Source organism: Amycolatopsis sp. SID8362 (assembly GCF_010550475.1).
In the GTDB taxonomy this organism is placed as follows: Bacteria; Actinomycetota; Actinomycetes; order Mycobacteriales; family Pseudonocardiaceae; genus Amycolatopsis; species Amycolatopsis eburnea.
The window spans coordinates 1-17,362 of sequence record NZ_JAAGNB010001106.1 but is presented as its reverse complement, the minus strand read 5'-3'; the positions used below and the strand labels follow the sequence as shown (position 1 = coordinate 17,362).

General features: G+C 64.8%; 10 protein-coding genes. 6 read left to right on the top strand and 4 right to left on the bottom strand.

Going from position 1 to position 17,362, the window contains the following annotated elements:
* Positions 1-24: 24 nt before the first annotated feature.
* The 3 genes from G3I65_RS34255 to G3I65_RS34245 are packed head-to-tail and all read left to right on the top strand — an operon-like array spanning position 25 to position 9,049.
* Positions 25-3,249 carry a helicase-related protein gene (locus G3I65_RS34255; RefSeq protein ID WP_160699772.1) on the top strand — a complete coding sequence of 1,075 codons (3,225 nt, stop codon included), beginning with the start codon at positions 25-27 and terminating at the stop codon, positions 3,247-3,249.
* Positions 3,246-6,116, top strand: coding sequence for a DUF1156 domain-containing protein (locus tag G3I65_RS34250; protein ID WP_160699771.1), 2,871 nt, complete (start codon positions 3,246-3,248; stop codon positions 6,114-6,116). Before G3I65_RS34255 ends, G3I65_RS34250 begins: the two co-directional genes overlap by 4 nt.
* Positions 6,113-9,049, top strand: a complete 2,937-nt coding sequence (locus tag G3I65_RS34245) for a DUF499 domain-containing protein (protein ID WP_160699770.1) — start codon at positions 6,113-6,115, stop codon at positions 9,047-9,049. Before G3I65_RS34250 ends, G3I65_RS34245 begins: the two co-directional genes overlap by 4 nt.
* 491 nt (positions 9,050-9,540) lie before the next feature.
* Here G3I65_RS34245 and G3I65_RS34240 read toward each other — a convergent pair whose 3' ends face one another.
* Complete coding sequence (locus G3I65_RS34240; protein WP_160699769.1) at positions 9,541-10,092, bottom strand: LuxR C-terminal-related transcriptional regulator; 552 nt, start codon at positions 10,090-10,092, stop codon at positions 9,541-9,543.
* 72 nt (positions 10,093-10,164) lie between these two features.
* Between G3I65_RS34240 and G3I65_RS34235 the strand changes: the two genes are divergently transcribed.
* Entirely contained in the window at positions 10,165-10,467 is a 303-nt protein-coding gene (locus G3I65_RS34235; protein WP_160699768.1) for a CPBP family intramembrane glutamic endopeptidase, read from the top strand.
* Positions 10,468-10,925: 458 nt separating this feature from the next.
* Here G3I65_RS34235 and G3I65_RS34230 read toward each other — a convergent pair whose 3' ends face one another.
* Positions 10,926-12,965 (bottom strand): DNA/RNA helicase domain-containing protein, encoded by a 2,040-nt coding sequence (locus G3I65_RS34230; RefSeq protein WP_239071627.1) that lies wholly within the window; start codon positions 12,963-12,965, stop codon positions 10,926-10,928.
* Between the two features lie 112 nt (positions 12,966-13,077).
* On the opposite strand from G3I65_RS34230, the gene G3I65_RS34225 reads away from it, so the two are divergent.
* Positions 13,078-15,003, top strand: a complete 1,926-nt coding sequence (locus G3I65_RS34225) for a DUF2075 domain-containing protein (protein WP_160699767.1) — start codon at positions 13,078-13,080, stop codon at positions 15,001-15,003.
* A 3-nt stretch (positions 15,004-15,006) separates the two neighbouring features.
* On the opposite strand, the gene G3I65_RS34220 is transcribed toward G3I65_RS34225, so the two are convergent.
* On the bottom strand, positions 15,007-15,927 hold the full coding sequence (locus G3I65_RS34220; protein WP_160699766.1) for a hypothetical protein: 921 nt from the start codon (positions 15,925-15,927) through the stop codon (positions 15,007-15,009).
* A 39-nt stretch (positions 15,928-15,966) separates the two neighbouring features.
* Complete coding sequence (locus G3I65_RS34215; protein WP_160699765.1) at positions 15,967-16,560, bottom strand: hypothetical protein; 594 nt, start codon at positions 16,558-16,560, stop codon at positions 15,967-15,969.
* 148 nt (positions 16,561-16,708) lie between these two features.
* Between G3I65_RS34215 and G3I65_RS34210 the strand changes: the two genes are divergently transcribed.
* Positions 16,709-17,362: BTAD domain-containing putative transcriptional regulator (locus G3I65_RS34210; RefSeq protein ID WP_309235874.1), on the top strand; the 654-nt coding region annotated here is incomplete at its 3' end.

The following is a 17,362-nucleotide window of genomic DNA, read 5'->3' as shown; positions in this document are numbered from 1 at the left end:
ATCGAAGGAGGGTGACGGGGTCAGATGACGGTCGAGCTGCCGACAAAGGGCCAACAGGTGCGTGTGGACGGCGCGTTGGTGACTGTTCGGGATGCGGACTGGGCAGGGGACGGGGCGGTCGAGCTCTTTGTCCTGGACGCAGACGGTCAACCTCGTCGGATCCTGCTCTCCGAGCAGCAGTTGGCCGCTGGATTGGTCCCATCCAACGACCGCAGTGGGGACTCCCAGCGCGCACTGACCGCGCTGTGGGGGCGCTGGATGCAGCACGCCGTCCCTCGTATCCGGTCAGCGGTGTTGGCCACTCGCCCTTTGCGCCCATATGCCCACCAGGACGACGCTGTTCATGGTTACATGCTCAACCAGCCACGCCTGCGGTTTCTGCTCGGTGACGAGCCGGGGACCGGTAAGACCATCATGGCCGGCATGTACCTCACCGAGGGCCGTCGGCAGGGCCTGATCCAGGGGCGTTCCGTGGTCATCGTTCCTGCCCACCTGGTCACCAAATGGGAGCGAGACCTGCGGCGTCTGTTCGGAGTGGAGACGCGGCGGATCACCACCGAGATCGCAGCTGACCCGGCCGACCTGGATCCGCGGTATGACACCTGGCTAGTCTCGCTCGACCTGTTCACCCACAATGCCGACGTACGCCGCAAGATCACCGGTCACCGTGCCTCGTGGTCCTTGGCGATCTTCGACGAGGCGCACCGGCTGACCCCTACCAGTCAGTATCTGGCTGCCGCTCGAGATGCAGCCGTCCGAACCCACCATCTGTTACTACTGACTGCCACCCCGCACCGCGGAAAGGAGCACTACTTCCGTGGGCTGATGAACCTATTGGACCCCACACTCTACCCATGGGATCCGCGTACATCCGACTATGAGACGGCTCTCGTACCCAGCAAGCTGTCGTTCTTGCGGAGAATGAAAGAAGACCTCATTGACCACGACGGCGCCAAGCTCTTCCCACCTCGGTTCTCCGAGACGGTCTCCGTCCGACTGAATCCTCACGAAGCCGCTGCGTACGACGCCGTCATGGATTACGTCGACGCCTTCTACGCAGCCAACGCAACGCTTGCCCGTTCCATCTACGGCAAGCGAGCCGCCTCGAGCCTGCACGCGGCAATAGCCACGATCACCCGCCGCGAGGCCGCACTCAACGGTGCTGCACATGAACGCCGGGGACCGATGGTCCCGGACGACCTGCTGACCGCCGACGGCCTCGGCGCGGCTGCCGACGACGACGACGCCTGGGCCCGCGCCGAAGACGCCCTCGTCACAGCACGCACCCAGGACAAACGCGCCGAGCTTACCCGTATCACCACTCTTCAGAACACTCTCCGCCAGGCTCAGCAAGCCGCTGCCCCGGCGAAGTGGGATGCGCTGATTGGACTTCTCGACCAACACGACATCCGTCCAGGCCACGGGCAGTTACTGGTGTTCACCGAGTTCACCGACACGGCCAGGTGGCTGCGGACCCGGTTTAGCGACGGCGGGTTCAGTACGGACATCCTGGAAGGCGGCGTCGACCACCTCGCTCGCGACTCCCTGCAAGAACGTTTCCTCGCAGGCGGATTCCAGGTGCTTGTGTCGACGGATGCCGGCGGCGAAGGTATCGACCTGCAATCGGCCAACGTGATGATCGACTGGGACCTGCCCTGGTCCATGGTGCGGCTGGAACAGCGCATGGGGCGTCTGCATCGCGTCGGCCAGCGTAACCCTGTCCACGTCTACCACCTGGTCGCCCCGCACACTCGTGAGGGCCGTGTCCAGGAAATCATGCTGCACAATCTCGAGGCTGCTGCCGAGGCTCTGGAAGGCAAGCTCTACGACCTCCTCGATGCCACCGCCTCGCGCGCCGGCCTCGACTGGGGCAGGGCCATGGTCGACGCCCAGGCTGGTCGGCAAGTCAGCATCCCCGAACCCTCAGCCCTCATCGAGACTGCTCGGGCGCTCGTCGCCGACGAGCGTTCCCTGAGCTCACCGGCGAATGTCGCCGAGGCCCTCGAACGATTCGCCTTGGACCGCGTTGAGGCAATCAACCCAGTTATCGTCGGTGCCATGGTCGACCAGCTCGCATATAGCAGTGGTTGGTCCATCAGTCCTGGCCCAGCTCGGGGAATACGCCTGCTCGCCGCGGCAACTGGAGGCAACCTCCCTGAAGCGCTGGGAGGCAAGAGTCAGGCATACGTTGCTGCTGATGGTGCCTCCGTCCGCCAAGCTATCAACGATGGCGCCACAGGACTCGACGACGTTGTCGTTCTCGGCCCCACGGAAGAGGCCTTCCAGCAGCTCGTCGCCTATGCCCTGACCGTGGGAGAGGAGGATCTCGTTCGCGGCGCGGCGCTGGTCGACAATGCCTCACTGACCTCATATGTGCTGGCACTGTTCGATGCTGACGTCCAACTTCACGACGGTGCAACGCGGACCACTCGCAAGGCGCCGCTGCTTATCCGCTGTTCAGCCGGACAGGCACTGCCGGTTGCGTGGGAATCCCTGATGACTCTCCGCGCCCCCATCCCGACCGATCCCTCCGCCGCGGGCCCCACCTCTTTGCCGCCATCAACTCGACACGACGCAACCGACGCAGCCAAGGCTGAGCTGCGGAAACAGGTCCACACTCTGACGGCGGAACGGCTGGCTTGGATCGATGCCGCCAAGATGCAACTCGACGCCACACAGTATCGGTTTGAAGAGTCCATCGCCGACCGCCCAGTCGCAGACCGCACCCGTCTTCTGCGAGAGTTCACCACGGCGAAGACACAGCGCCTGGCTGTCCTCGACGATATCGCGCAAGTCAACGCCAGCGCCGTACGAATGGTCGGCTGGGTGGCGGTGACCGGTGCCGCTCGTGCTGACGAACTCGGTTACGACCCCGACGCCGAAAAGGTGGCCATCGCCACCGTCGTCGCCGAACTGGAGAGGTTCGGCTACGACGTCGACGACCGACAAACCGCCGGGCTTGGCTACGACCTCTACGCGCGCCACCGCACCACCCGCGAACAACGCCTGATCGAAGTCAAGGGCATGGAGTCAGGGTTGCGCGCGGTATGGCTCGAACAAAACGAATGGGCCCAAGCCCAGCAACGCGGTAACGAATACTGGCTCTACGTAGTCGACTCCTGCGGCACCCGCCCAGCTGTCCGGCTGCGCCAGCAAGACCCTGCCGGAGTGCTCGATGGCCCGCACCGAATCGAGCGCTTCTACATTCCACTGTCGGAGCTCAAGCGACTGATTGGAGTCCAGGCATGACTGCCCGGCCCGACGCCCTGACCGCCCAGCCGGGTATGAACGTTCCCGCCGACACACAGTCGGGCCTAAACGCACGGCTGATCGACACCTGGTTTCCTTGTCCCGAGGTCGACGCTTCGGTCCGAACCCCAGCTGGCTCGGGATTGAGCGAGAAGGCACTGTTCACCTGGTTCGCCTCCCGGCCTATTGCTCAGGCACGTGCCGCCGTCCTGTGTTCCCTGCTGCCCGACACTCCCGAAAACCGCAGCGATATCAAGGCTTCAGTTCTCACAGGCGACGAAGCCGCCCTGACGCGCTTGCAGACGCGCGTCGCGCAGCAATACGGCACAAAACCCCCGGTCGTGCTCGACATGTTCTCTGGCCGCGGGATTATCCCGCTGGAAGCTGCGCGCGCTGGCGCTTCGGCCGTCGGTACGGACCTCTCCCCGGTCGCAACCCTCGCCGGGCGACTTCTCGCCGACTACCCCCTCCGGGACTGGTCCGCCGAACCAGCGCTTCCTTATTCACCTGTGGATGACATCGACCACACAGACATCAAAGCCTCGCCGGCATCCGACTCACGCCGAGTGTCGCGCACGAAACCCGCACAACCTGAACTGGCTTTTGAAGGACTCGCCACCCAGCCGCGACTGCTGACCGACGTAAGCACGGTACTTGCGGAGGTGGGGCAACGCGTCGCCAAGCATCTGGCACCGCTGTACCCGGGAAATCCGGACCTCGGCGGCGAGGTGCCATGGGCTTACCTATGGGCAGTCACCATTCCGTGCGACGGCTGTGAGCGGCGGTTCCCCCTCATCGGCTCGATGGTGTTGCGACACCCCTACCATCGAACCAAAGACCAAGGTCAGGCCCTCGAACTTGTCTTCGACGGCGATGAATGGCGCACGCAGGTCCACGATGGCGCTCCACGACAACAACCGACGTACACAGCCCCGGCCGGGAAGCGTGGGAAGTCAGCGCGTTGCCCGTTCCCTGGCTGCGGTTACCCCCACGATTTAGATGTAGTGAAAGCGAAAGGCGTGGCGAAACAGTATGCCGATGCCATGCTCGCCGTGGCAGAGACCGACCCGGAAACGAACCGGAAAGTCTTCCGAGTACCCCGCGTCGACGAGGTCCACGCTGCTGAACGTGCTACCGACTGGCTGACATCGTCAAGCTCGTCCAGCCTGCCGGCTCGTCCCGACGAGCCAATCCCGAAGACGGCAGGGGTCGATGCTCGCAACTACGGATACTTGACGTACGGCTCGCTCATGAACCCACGACAAGCTGTACTCTTCGCAACCACCGCCCAAGTCATCGCGGAACTACACCGCGAACTCTCTGTCACGGTAAGCGCAGAGTACGCATCGACTCTCTGTTCCTACGCGGGCGCCAACATCACCAGGCAATTACGGCGAGCAACGCGTGGATCACGTAAAGAAAGTCGCGGGAAGCCCGATGGATCCGAACAGAACCGCGTCTATTCCGGCGATATTTTCACCAATCAAAGCACCATAACTCACGCATTCGACTACCTTGAGGCTGGCCCCGCAGCAGGGCCAGGAACATGGACTTCGGTTGCATCGAGTATGCTTACAGCACTACGCAAGATCTTCCACGAGAACCGAATCGAAACACGTCCCGCACGCTTTCGCCGAGCCTCCGCTGTAGCACTTCCTTTCCGTGACGCCACTGTAGATGTGCTTGTCACCGACCCGCCCTACTATGATATGATCGCATATGCGGACTCGTCGGATCTATTCCACGTCTGGTTCAAACGCGCTCTACATTCGGCCATTCCCGACCTATTCGACGGCACGGTCGACGGCGCGGACGGCCTACAGGACAAGCGCGAAGAAATTATTGTAAAAGGCCGTGGAGCCAAGGGCCAAGGCGACCACCGGACGCAGGACTTCTACGAGTCGATGCTGGCACGGTCATTCGCCGAAGCACGCCGTGTCCTTAAACCGCACGGCCACTTGACGATCATCTTCGGCCATTCGGATCCAGAAGCCTGGAAGCGGCTTCTCGCCGCCCTCACCGATGCCGGTTTCGTGGTGACCTCCTCGTGGCCATCTCGCACCGAAACCGCGGTCACCGGTGTCGCAACGATCTCAGTCACCGTCACCATTGGAGCCAGGGTCGCCCCGCCGAACCGGCCGATGGGTATCGCCGCGCAGGTCGATGCAGAAGTAATCGCCACGGTCAAAGACCATTGCCGCGGATGGGACAATGACGGTCTCGCGCTCGAAGATCAGCTCATGGCCTCATACGGCGCTGCCCTCCAAATCGTCGGCGGGTACAGTAAGGTGATCACTCCGGACGGCGGCAGCGTCGAGTTGAAGCACTACATGACTCTCGCCCGCCGAGCCGTCCGCGATGCAGTCGCCTTACGCCTAGACGAACTTCCGCTGGAAACTTTCGACCCCCACTCCCGCTTGGCAATCTTCTGGCATGAGGTTCACGGACGGATCGACGTTCCTAAAGGTGAGGCCCGTTTCTTCGCACAATCTGACGACCTACGCCTGGAAGATCTGCGCGGCCCCATCCTCACTGAAACCAAGGCCGGCTTCCGGCTGCGACACGATGCCCCCGATCAACTCACTCCCGCGTCCAGCGTATATGAAGTCGTTCGCGGGATGGCTGCATCCTGGTCGGCCGGTTCTGACGCAGTCGCAGACTGCCTTGCTACCGCGGACCGGTCGCCGACCGACTCGCACGTGTGGGGCCTCATTGACTGGCTCACCACCAAGCTCCCGTCATCCGACCCTGTTGCTGTCGCGTTAACGGCTATCAAGCGCAATCGCGCATCGATCCAGGCCAGCGCAGCCACGCGCCCTTCATCCGCGACAGCCACCCAACACAGCCTGTTCGAGGAAACTTCGTGACTACTCCCGCCGATAGTGCCCACTGGACCAATGTCTTGGTTCTGCGCGACGAGGTACGACTCACCGACGGCTCCGTCGGGGAGTTGCAGATGAGCCTGGCCAAGGCCATCTACCAGACCGTGCCCGTGCCCTACGCCCAATGCGCGTATTACACCGATATCACCCAGCCGACCCCGCTTCTGGTCGGTTTTCTCGGTCAAGTGGCCCGTCGCCTTGGAGTGCGAGGGGTAGAGGCCAAAGCGTGCTTCCACCTCGATCAAGGGATGGGCGGGGGCAAGAGCCACGCACTTGTCGGCATATGGCACATGATCAACAGCGGTGACACGTTCTTCGATTCCGAACTCGGACGCGCCGTCATGAGCAAGGCCACAGCAGGAGATCACAACCTCGACCTGAGCGAGGTGATCCCAGTCGTCCTGATTGGTGACTCAATGTCTCCAGGAAAAACTGATCCAAGGTTCGGGCCTGCCACAGACCTATTCGGCCGGTTCCTATGGCTACTGTTCGAGGACCATCCCGACCGTATGGGCCGTTGGCGACACTATGTCGATCTCGGCGCGAACAAGCGAACCTTGCAGCTCGCATTCGCCGAGATCGCACGGCCGGTGCTTGTCGTCATCGATGAGCTCATGGACTATGCAATGGCGTTGACCGATCAAAAGGCGATCGGTGGAATGCCGGGGGAACAGGGGTTCCTAAATGCCCTCGCCGACGCTGCTGACGACCAACCCCACGTTGCGCTGGTTATCGTGATGATCCGTAGCGACGAAGACCAAGCTGGCTATCATCCCGCTGCTGAGGCAATGCGCGAATACCTCTCGCCGCGACTACAGCGCAATGGCGAGACCGTCACGGTCACCGAACCAGCCGACTTCGCCCAGATCATCCGGCGCAGGCTCTTCGCGCGAGCGGAGGTGACCGCCGCAGCGCGTAACGTAGCCGATTCGTACGTCAGTGCAGCTGACGACGCATGGGCCACACAGGTGTACCGCAAGCTCGGGTCTAGCCGGACGCTTGCGCGGCTCACCGACCGGATCGTCGAGACCTATCCCTTCCACCCCGACTTGTTCGAGCTGGTTTCGAAAGAATGGTCTGTGGTGCAGGCATTCCAACGAGTCCGCTCGACCGTCGCCATCTTCGCTCGCACGGTGCTGCACTGGGTACACGAACACGAGGCAAGCCGTTGGGCCCCGGACCTGATCGGCCCAGGTGATGTCCCGCTGCACACGGACGCGCTTGAAGCCTTGCTCTCGTCAGGCGTTTTGGCAGGCAATGAACGGGCGATTCAAGGATTTCGCGCTGTGGCCAACACCGACATTGTTCGATCGGGCGGAGGAGGCGGAACGGCCTTCAACCTCGACACTGCACTCGCTGACAACGGCGTATCCGCGGGGCAGCCGGCTCCAGCGCTTCGGATGGCTACGGCATGCTTCGCCTACAGTCTTGTCCCCCGTGAACAAGCCGCGCGCGGCGCCACTAAACCAGAACTGATCGCCGCACTCGCCGGCCCAGGGGTTTCCTACGCCGCGGCAGAGGAGGTTTTCAACGCGGTCGTGGCAGGCCCCGTCCAGGGGGGTCTCGGCGCGCTTGAACGCACCCGGCCTGCCAGGGGACGAGGCTCTGAACGCTTCTACCTGTCCATCAAGCAAACCCTGAATATGTACCATGTCAACGCCATGACGATGGCCAGCAACGAACGGGCCTTGGACCGTGTGTGGAGCCGGGCCCAGCAGCTTGCCAGCAAAGGTGCATTCAGCAATCTGCAGTATATTAGTCGGCCGAACGACGACACCGACGTAACAACGAGTTTCCGTGACACCGACGGGCAAGAAAACCGACTGGTCGTGCTCGACCCTCGCCAGTGGAGTTTGCTCAACGGCGCGGACCCCGCAACTCGTGCAGATCTTGACGTCGCTTTCGGTGTAGCTCCCGGGATTACCTCCACGTACGCAGCTTCGATGGTGATCGCCTTGGTCAACACCCAGCGCCGCACTCGAGCCCGCGACCGGGCGAGAGATCTTCTCGCCTGGGAAATAGTTGTCAGCCAACTCGACCCAACCGACGAAGAGTACATCGAGGCGTGCGCGCGGCGTGATAACGCCCGTCAGAACCTCGACACAGACATCAAATGGGCATTCCAGCACTACGCGTACCTCTTGCGCACTACGACTGGCCTTGCTGTGCAGTACAAGACAATACCCGACGGTAAGTCTGCCCTGGCCGGACAAGACGTGTGGAACGAACTGGTTGCTGCCAGCCGCGCCGTCGCAGCAGGCGCCCTCGCACCGGAATACGTCAGCCAGCTCATCACCGCCGGACGGTTTGGGCGTGACCTCACGCCCAAAGAGCTATTCGCGCTGCCCTACAGCAACCCCACATGGCCAATTATCGCGACTATCGAAGACCTACGTCTAGCACTATTCAAACTCGCGACTGGTACCGATTGGATGCTAACCGACAGCGACGGCAACGAGATTCGACCTGCAGATCCCGGACAAATTCCGCCAGCATCGATGCAGTTGTTGCTGCGGCCCCGCCTAACCGAGGCACCGATGCCCGCGCCGACCTCGGGGTCAGGAGGCACTCCTCCTACTGGTCTTGCAAGAACGGGCCCGGTGGCCCCTTCGCCGGCACCAACGTCAGCCCCGACGGCGCCCGGAGCTCACGAACCCTCTACCGGAGAGGTCATCTACGACGTAACCAAGATTCAGATGCCGCTGTCGTCGCTCACCGACGACAGCAAACGCGAAGGCATCTGGGGCCTTATACGAGAACTAGCCTCGCTGGTGGATCCAGCGAAGACGAGTGTGGACATCCAGATGATTGGGCTGGAGGTCACCGTCACCGCACGTTCAGGTGATTCTGACCAATTGCTCGCCAAAGCGCAGTCCGTGCCCGGCGTTACAATCGAAGTCGAAGATGATGAACTATAGTTCCCATCACTTTCGGATACCCTGCACTGCTTGATCCAAAGCCCAGAAGGGCAGTGATAACGACCCCTATGTCAAACTCGGCGGAATCCGCGCCATAGCACGAATCCACAACCATATTCGGACGGAAACTTGACGCGAAATCGTTGTCATCGGCGCGACAACTGCGATTGGAACAAGCACTTCAGCTCCCTAGGCCGCAACCGAATTACCATCGACCAGATACAGCTCCCGTAGTATTCCGGAAATCGGGGTGGACCCTGTTCATCACGGCTATCCGGTTCCTGACGTTCTACCTCGACGAGCACTCGCACGTTTCTGACCTCACCGGACACGCCTTCGACTTGCCCGCCGGCCTCCTGCGCGCCCGACTTCGCTGCTGTCGACCGAACGTGACCGGGGTGAGACAGCAGGACGAGCCACTGAACGTCCAACTGCTCAGCTCACACCTTTCTGGCTGAATACATGGGCACTATCGTTGGGGCGGGAACGATTCAGTTGTCGTCCGCTAGGGCGAGCACGAGTTCGACCCGGGACCCGACGCGCAGCTTGCGGTAGGCACGGGCGAGGTGTGTCGCGACCGTGCCACGGCTGATGCATCGCTCGTGGGCGATGGCGGCGTTCTTCAAGCCAGAGCGCGCCATCATCGCGATCCTGTGCTCTCTGTCGGTGAGCCGCTCGGCCGCGTCGGCGCGCCGCCCCATGGCAGGCTCGGGAACCTGCCAGGGCACCCCCATGGAGGCGGCGAGTTCCCGGGCCTGGGCGGCGAGCTCGCCCGTCAAGCGCCGGTCGCCGCGGCTGCGCGCCACACGAGCGGCGTGGTCGAGCAGCGGCAGGCCGAGGTCTTTCCGACCTGTGCGCCGCCACAGGTCGATCGCCTGCCTCCACACGTCTGGGTCGTCGTGCTGTACGGCGTGGGCGCACGCCGGCAGCAGGCGCGCCGCGGGTGTCGCCGCGCGCCGCGCGTTGTCTTCCAGGAGCCGTGTCAGGTCCGCGTAGTGGCCCCACAATGCCGGATCGAGACGTGCCGCCTCGCCAATGACCATGGCCTGTTCGGTGCCAGCTTTCCACAGGATGATCAGCTAGCCTCCGAGCAGGCGACGATCGCTGCGGTCCTCATGGTCGTGGCAATGGGCTTGGTCATTCCTGCTCTGGAGGAAGTCTGCTACCGCGGCGCACTTTTCTCTGCAGTCGAGCGAATCACAGGTTCTGCAACCGCGATTACACTGACCTCGGCTGGCTGGGCCTTAGTACACATCGGCAACTATGGGCTCGCGCCGTTCAACCCTGCCGTGCTCGCTGGTGTTGTGCCCTCGGTGTTATGCATGGGGTTGGCGCTGGGTATTTGTCGCACTATCACTGGCTCATGCGTCGCCAGTTTCGCCGCACAGGGGGTCGCCAACCTGGTTCTTGTGGGCTGACTAGCAGTCGCGTCCTGAGTTCGGGAGGCTCGGGATCGCACCGCCACTGCCATGACGGCCAAACTTTGGATTGCTCGAACCGATCGAGCGTGGCGCTAAGTCGCTGAAGTTCACCCCGCCAGTGGCACCAGCCGGCGGTCCAGGCCAGACCATAGGATCAGCACAGCACGCCGACGGTCAATCTGCCTGTCCGCGAGGATGGATCAGCCGTACGTCCGCTGACACGCCCACCGACCCGCGTGTCCTGCGCCACACTTAGAGCCGCTCGCGTGACCCACTTCGTGACCCGAAACCGTGCGCAACCGTGTGATTTGTGGGGTCACGAGGGACAACCGTGAGACTCTAGTGCCTGGTAGAAGCCTTGGATGGCACCGTCACCCACTCTCCTAAATCGGGTGTCGCAGGTTCGAATCCTGCCGAGGGCACTTTCACGACATGTCGGATCGCGGCGCGTTTATTCAAGCAGTGTGCTTCCGAAGGAAATCGTTCGTCTCCGGATCCACCGAGTAGACGCAAACCCCTTGCATCCCACGGGTCATGAGCACCTTGTACGTGTTGCGAACCAGCCGGTCGAACGTCAGCCCGGAGGCCCCGCGCAGCGACTTGTCGTGGGTGCGCTCCGGCTGGGCCTTCCACTCGCCGTTCCGGATCACGAGGTCGTCTCCGACAATCACGCCGGCCCAGTCGTACTCGAAGCCCTGGGCCGTGTAGATGCAGCCGATCTGGTCGGCGCCGCGGGGGTCCGACGCCCAGAAGGACGCGGACGGCGCGTCGGGGACCTCCGCGCCGCGCGGGGTGTTCCACGGACGGTGCCAGCCGCCGATCCGGACGTCGTCGACGAGGGTGAGCTTTCCGTTCTCCGCGACGGGATCCGACCACGGCCAGCAGAAGCCCGCCGCGATCCGGCCGGTGGTGTCGGTGTCCCTGGTGCGGGCTCGCAGCCAGGCTTCGAGCGCGTGCGGGGCGTCCACGGACTCGACCACGTACTCGTCATCGGTGTCCGCGACCAGTTCGGACCACGGGACCGGCGGCTCGCCCGCCAAGCCGAGGAGACGCCGCACCCACTGGTCGAACAGCGGGGACCCGCCGCACCTGAACTGCCCGTCGAGGTCCACCTCGACGACTTGGCAGCCCATCGTCGCGGCGACTTCCACGACATCGGCCGGGGAGCCGACCTCGCTCGGCCGGACCACCTGGTGGTCGTCGAGGAGGAACACGGGCACCTTCGCCGCTTCGATGATCTGGTGGATCTGGCCCCGCACCCGGCCGCGCCAGTGGTCAGGCACGTTCTCGCCCTGCGCCCGCAGGCGGTGCGCCTCGTCACAGATCACGACGTCCAACTCGTTCCCGGTGGCGCGGTCGAAGTTGTTGAAGTACTTGAACACGTCTTCCGCGCGCCGTTCCTCCTCGCCGAAAACAGCCAGCCGGAGCGTCTCGGTGAAAGCCTTCGAACCGGTCGCGTGCACGACTTTGACATCGCGTCGGGCCATCGCCGAATAGAGGTTCAGCGCGATGGCGCTCTTCCCCGTGCCCGGCCCGCCGCGAACCAGGATGACCTTCTTCCGGCCGCCACCCTTCGCGAACGCCTCGGTCACCGCTCCCCTGACAGCCTCGAAAGCCACCTGTTGTTCGTCCAGCAGCACGAAATCCGTACGCGCCGACACCGAACCCGCGGCCGCGCTCAGCAGTGATCGCGCCGGTGCTCGCCGAGCCCGGAGCAACCGGTCGGCGGCGTCTTCGGCCACGGCCAGGGTCGCGGTCAGATCGGTGGCGAGATCGCCCAGTTGATCCGCTGTGTAGAGCCGGCTGTAGTCGTCGAAGTCGAAGTCGTCCAGTTGCCAGTCGGCGCCGCGGTGGGCGTTGTGCAAGTACGCCAGGCCTTTCACGCACGAAGGCGTGCGAGCCAGTGACGGCACGAATCCCAGGAGGTGCGCGCAGTACCGGCGGACCTGCTCCGCCGGATGCAGAACCGGTTGCCCCTTCCGCCCGTTGAACCGGACGAGTGCCCGGCCGACGACGGTCGCTTCCTCCCATTGCTTGAGTTCGACCAGAACGTACGACGGCGCACCGGTTTCCGGGTTGACGCCGCACAGCACGGCGTCGACGCGCTTGGGACTATACGGAAGCTGGTATTCGAGGACGACTTGGAGATCGCCCAGAGCGCAGTCGCAGAGAAGTTCCAGCAACGCGGGCACGCTTCTCCGCCACGCCCCGATTTCTCCGCACTGCTCGTCGGCCCGGTAGCGAATACCGACGTGTGCCGCCAGCGCCGGAACCAGTTTCCCGTTTTCGAATTCGCGCAGCAAACTCCGCGCGGAACCCCGCACCAACCCTGTCCCTCCCGACAACGTCGATACCCCTCGATGGGGGTCGATCATTGGAGCAGGGACCACTGTCCGCAACCAAAACCAGTGAATCTTTTCCGGCGCGAGCCAATAATTACGACATTCACCAACAACGCTACGCCAAACGGAGTAGCGTTGATCACGACCCGTCATAGCCACACGGCGGTGGAGATCACGGACCGCCGGGCAGGCTTCCACTAGGCTCGTGGATCACGGCCCGACGGGCACCGGACAACTCCGTTGCTGCCCCCAAAACCGTACGTCGATGACGCACGCCCAGGGGGACCCATTGGCTCTGATCCGCGGAAGCGCGAGCGATCTGCTCACCGAGGCGAACGCCGGTCATCTCCACACCCGGCTCCGGGAGCAGGCCGGGTACCTCACCGGCACCCGACCGGGGGCCGGCGAGGTCAACTCGTGGCACCGGAGCCTGCCCGCCCTGCTGCAGCGGGTCGTGGACGCCGGGCTCGGAGACGTCGAAGTGCTGCTGGAGCACCAGCTGCCGCACAGCAGGCAGCGGATCGACGTCGTCCTTTGCGGAGCCGACGCGCGCACCGCTGAGCGGCGTTTCGTTTTCGTCGAACTCAAACAGTGGTCCAAGGCCGAGATGTACCTGGCCGACGTCCTGAACGTGCCCGGTCTTCCCGGCAGGCACCTTCACCCGGTCGAGCAGGTGCGGGGCTACTGCCAGTACTTCGTGGATCACACGCCGGCCCTGGTCGACCTGCCACGCGCGGTGCGGGGCGTCGCCTACCTGCACAACGCCCGCCGCGCGGACGTCGCCGCGCTCCTCGACCACCGGGTCGACGACCACGGGCAGCTGTTCACCATGGACGACAACGCGAAATTCGTCAGCCACCTGCGCACGCTGCTTGACCCCGCGGCCGGACGCGCAGGGAACCTGTCAGCCGGTGACGAGTTCCTGAACTTCGCCCACCGGCCGACCAAGCCGCTGCTCACCCTGGCCGCACGGGAAATCCAGGACCGCGAACAGTTCGTGCTGCTCGACGAGCAGAAAGTCGCCTACGAACTGGTCCTCAACGCCGTCGAGCGGTCACGGGCGGCGCAGACCCGGACGGTCGTCGTGGTGGAAGGCGGGCCCGGTTCGGGGAAGAGCGTCATCGCGTTGAGCCTCCTCGGCGAACTGGCCCGCCGCGGCTTGGGTGTGCACCACGCCACCGGGTCCAAAGCGTTCACCCAGACCATGCGCAAGTACGCCGGACGCGGCAACCAGCGCGTCAAAGGGCTTTTCAAGTACTTCAACTCCTACGTCGGCAGCCTCCCCCGGGAACTGGACGTGGTGATCTGCGACGAAGCCCACCGGATCCGGGAAAACGGCATCAACCGGTTCACCAAGAAGGAACAGCGAGAACGAGCCGGCAGGCAGATCGACGAGCTGATCAACATCGCCAACGTTCCCGTCTTCCTGCTCGACGAGAACCAGATCGTGCGACCGGGCGAAATGGGCTCGCTGACGGAAATCACCGCCGCCGCGCGGGCGCTCGGGTGCGAAGTGGAAGTGGTCCGGCTCCACGACCAGATGCGCTGCGGCGGTTCCGTCTGGTACGACACCTGGGTCGCGCGGTTGCTGGGGCTCGGCGGGACCGCCGAACCGCCGATCGCCTGGAGCAAGCTGGCCGGGCCGCTCGATCAGGGCATCACGCTGGCGAGTGTGGGTTCGCCGGAGGCGTTGGAAGGCTGGGTTCTCAACCAGCGGGCCGCACACGGCGGCGTCGCTCGCCTGACCGCCGGATACTGCTGGAAGTGGAGCGATCCGGTCGGTGAGGGGGACGAACGACGGCTCGTCGACGACGTCAGCATCGGCTCGTGGGAACGCCCTTGGAACGCGAAGTCCGAAGGCAAGCGCGCGGTGCCAGGCGTTCCCGAGTCGGATTACTGGGCCACCGACACGCGCGGCTTCGACCAGGTCGGCTGTATCTACACCGCCCAGGGCTTCGAGTACGACTGGTCCGGGGTCATCTTCGGCCCGGACCTGGTCCGCCGGGACGGGATGTGGGTTCCCAGCCGGACCGCCTCGAAGGACCCGGCTGTCAAGCGCGCCGACGACCTGCGGTTCGCCGCACTGATCAAAAACACGTACAAGGTCCTGCTCACCAGGGGCATGCGCGGCACCGCCGTCTACTCCACCGATCGGGAGACGCAGGAGTTCCTCGAAGAGATGACGAGCTGAGGGTCACGGCTGATCCGACCACCGCGCCCCGTACGCCAGTCCCGGTGTGAGGCGCTGGAACCTCAAGTGGATCTCCCCCGACGGGTCGACCTCGTGCGGACGCCCCCGATACCCCGGGTCCGACACGTCCCGCTGGAACGCTCCCTCCAGCACCCGCACTTCCGGCTGCCCCTCGAACCGCACCCTCAGATCGAACGACTCGCACGGCTGACGCGGCACGCACACCATGTGCGGTCGCAACGCCGCGGCCGACGGGAGCCGGAACAGCAACGCCGACTCCCAGGACTCGCCTCGGGACAACGGCCGGGGCAAGTCCAAGCCGAAGCCCCAGCGGTCGGTCGCCTCCATTCCGCGGTCCACCAAATGGCCGCCATAAAGCACCGTCGCCGACAACGACGAACGGCCCCCCGGCAGGGAGACCGCCAGGTCCAAGGACCGCAGGCCATCCCGGTCGGCCACGATCCGGCGCTGCTCGAGGATCAACGGCGCTCCCTGGTCCAGCACCATCGACACCGCCAGGGTGGCCGTGTGCCAGCTGTCGGCCGACGGGGCAGCCGACGGGGAAGACGAGGCCAGCTCCGCCAGCACCTCGATCGCCTCGTCCACCCTCCGGCGCACCGTTCGGGGGTCTCGGTCCAGGAGGGAAGCCGCCCAGCGGACCCGGTCCTGGTACAGCGGCTGGCGGGCCTCCGACGAGATCGCGAAGGCCGCCAACGCGGCCACCCTCAGGTCCTCCGGAAGGTGTGAAGCCAGCGACGACAACCGGCCCGACACCTTCTCGCGGATCGCCACCATCCCGTCGTCCGCCGACACCGCGCAGGCCGTCCGCAAAGATGGGCCGACGCGGTCCTCCACCCGGCCTGCCAGGCCGCGGCCCTTGCGCAGGGTCTTCAGCTCCTGGACCAGCTCCGCGCGCTCCACCATCGTTCTCCTTCAGTGCGTCTCCATGGGCCGTCACCCCCTTCAGGACAGCGTGCGATCGCCCGGTGGACGGGAAGTGGACAGAACGTGCATCACCGAGGCGATCAGGGCCGTGCCCAGGCGGACGCCGTCGCGGCTGAGGTAACTGCGGTACGTGCCGATGCGGGCCAGGACCTCGCCGTCCGCGTCGCCCACGCCGAACGTCACCATGCGGGGGCGGCTCTCCCAGGCCGGATCCGTCAACCGAGAAAGAGCCGCCGGCCAGGTCACCGGGTCCGTCGGCTGGCCGTCGGACAGGAAGAACACCAGCGGGCGGTGGACCTGCAGGCGGTGGGCCGCCAGAACACGCGCGTCGGACTCGATCGACGCGCGCAGGAACGTGAACACCGGGCCGAAGTCCGTGCCCGCGGATACCCCCGGTGCGGGCAGGTCGGCCAGTTCGTCCATCGGCAACAGGCGCTGGACCAGGACCGGCTCGGCACCGAAGCCGATCACGCTGCAGAGCACCCGGTCGAGCAGCGACGCGTGGACCGCGCCGCGGAACTCGCGCAGGCCGGCGTTCAGTTCGTCGATGTGGTCGGCCATCGACAGCGAGATGTCGCACGCCACGTAACACGGCAACACGTCGGACCCCATACCCGTTTCTCCTTCACCCCTGAGTCGACCGGGCGCAGCCTCGCAAGCGCGCGTGTATCGAACGTGGAAGAAATGCGGATTTTCGAAACCTTGACGGCCGTTTGCGCGATGTGAAAAGAGGACAGCAAGCTGACAGCGGGGAGGCCGCGTGGAGTTCCGGATGCTCGGCCCGCTCGAGGCGTGGCACGACGGCGCGCCGGTGCCGCTGGGTGACCAGCAGCAGCGGTTCGTCCTCGTCGTGCTGCTCCTGAACGCGAACAAGCCGGTGTCGAGCGCCCGCCTCGCCGAGATCGTCTGGACCGGCCGGGAAACCAAGCCCACCCTGGTGCGCAGCTACGTCAAGCGGCTGCGCGACATCGGCGTGCCCATCGAGACCACCCCCACCGGCTACCTCGTGCGGCTCGGCGGCGACCAGCTCGACACCGCCCGGTTCGACCGGCTGCGCGCCGGCACCGGGCGGACCGACGACCCGCGGCGGAAGATCGAGCTGCTGCGGGAGGCCGTCGGGCTGTGGCGGGGGCGGTTCCTCGAGGACATCGACATCGACCGCGTCGGCGGGCCCGAGGTCGGCTTCCCGGAGGAGAGCCTCTCCGACGCCGTGGGCGACCTCGCCGAGCTGGAGCTGGGCATCGGCGACCACCGCTCGGCGCGCGACCGGCTGCGGCCGTTCGTGCGGAGCGATCCGGCGAGCCAGAAGCACGCCGAACTGCTCATGCGCGCCCTGCTCGCCGGCGGTGACCAGGTCGGCGCGCTGCGCGTGTTCGAAAGCACGCGGGCCGCGCTCGCCGAGCTGCGCATGGAA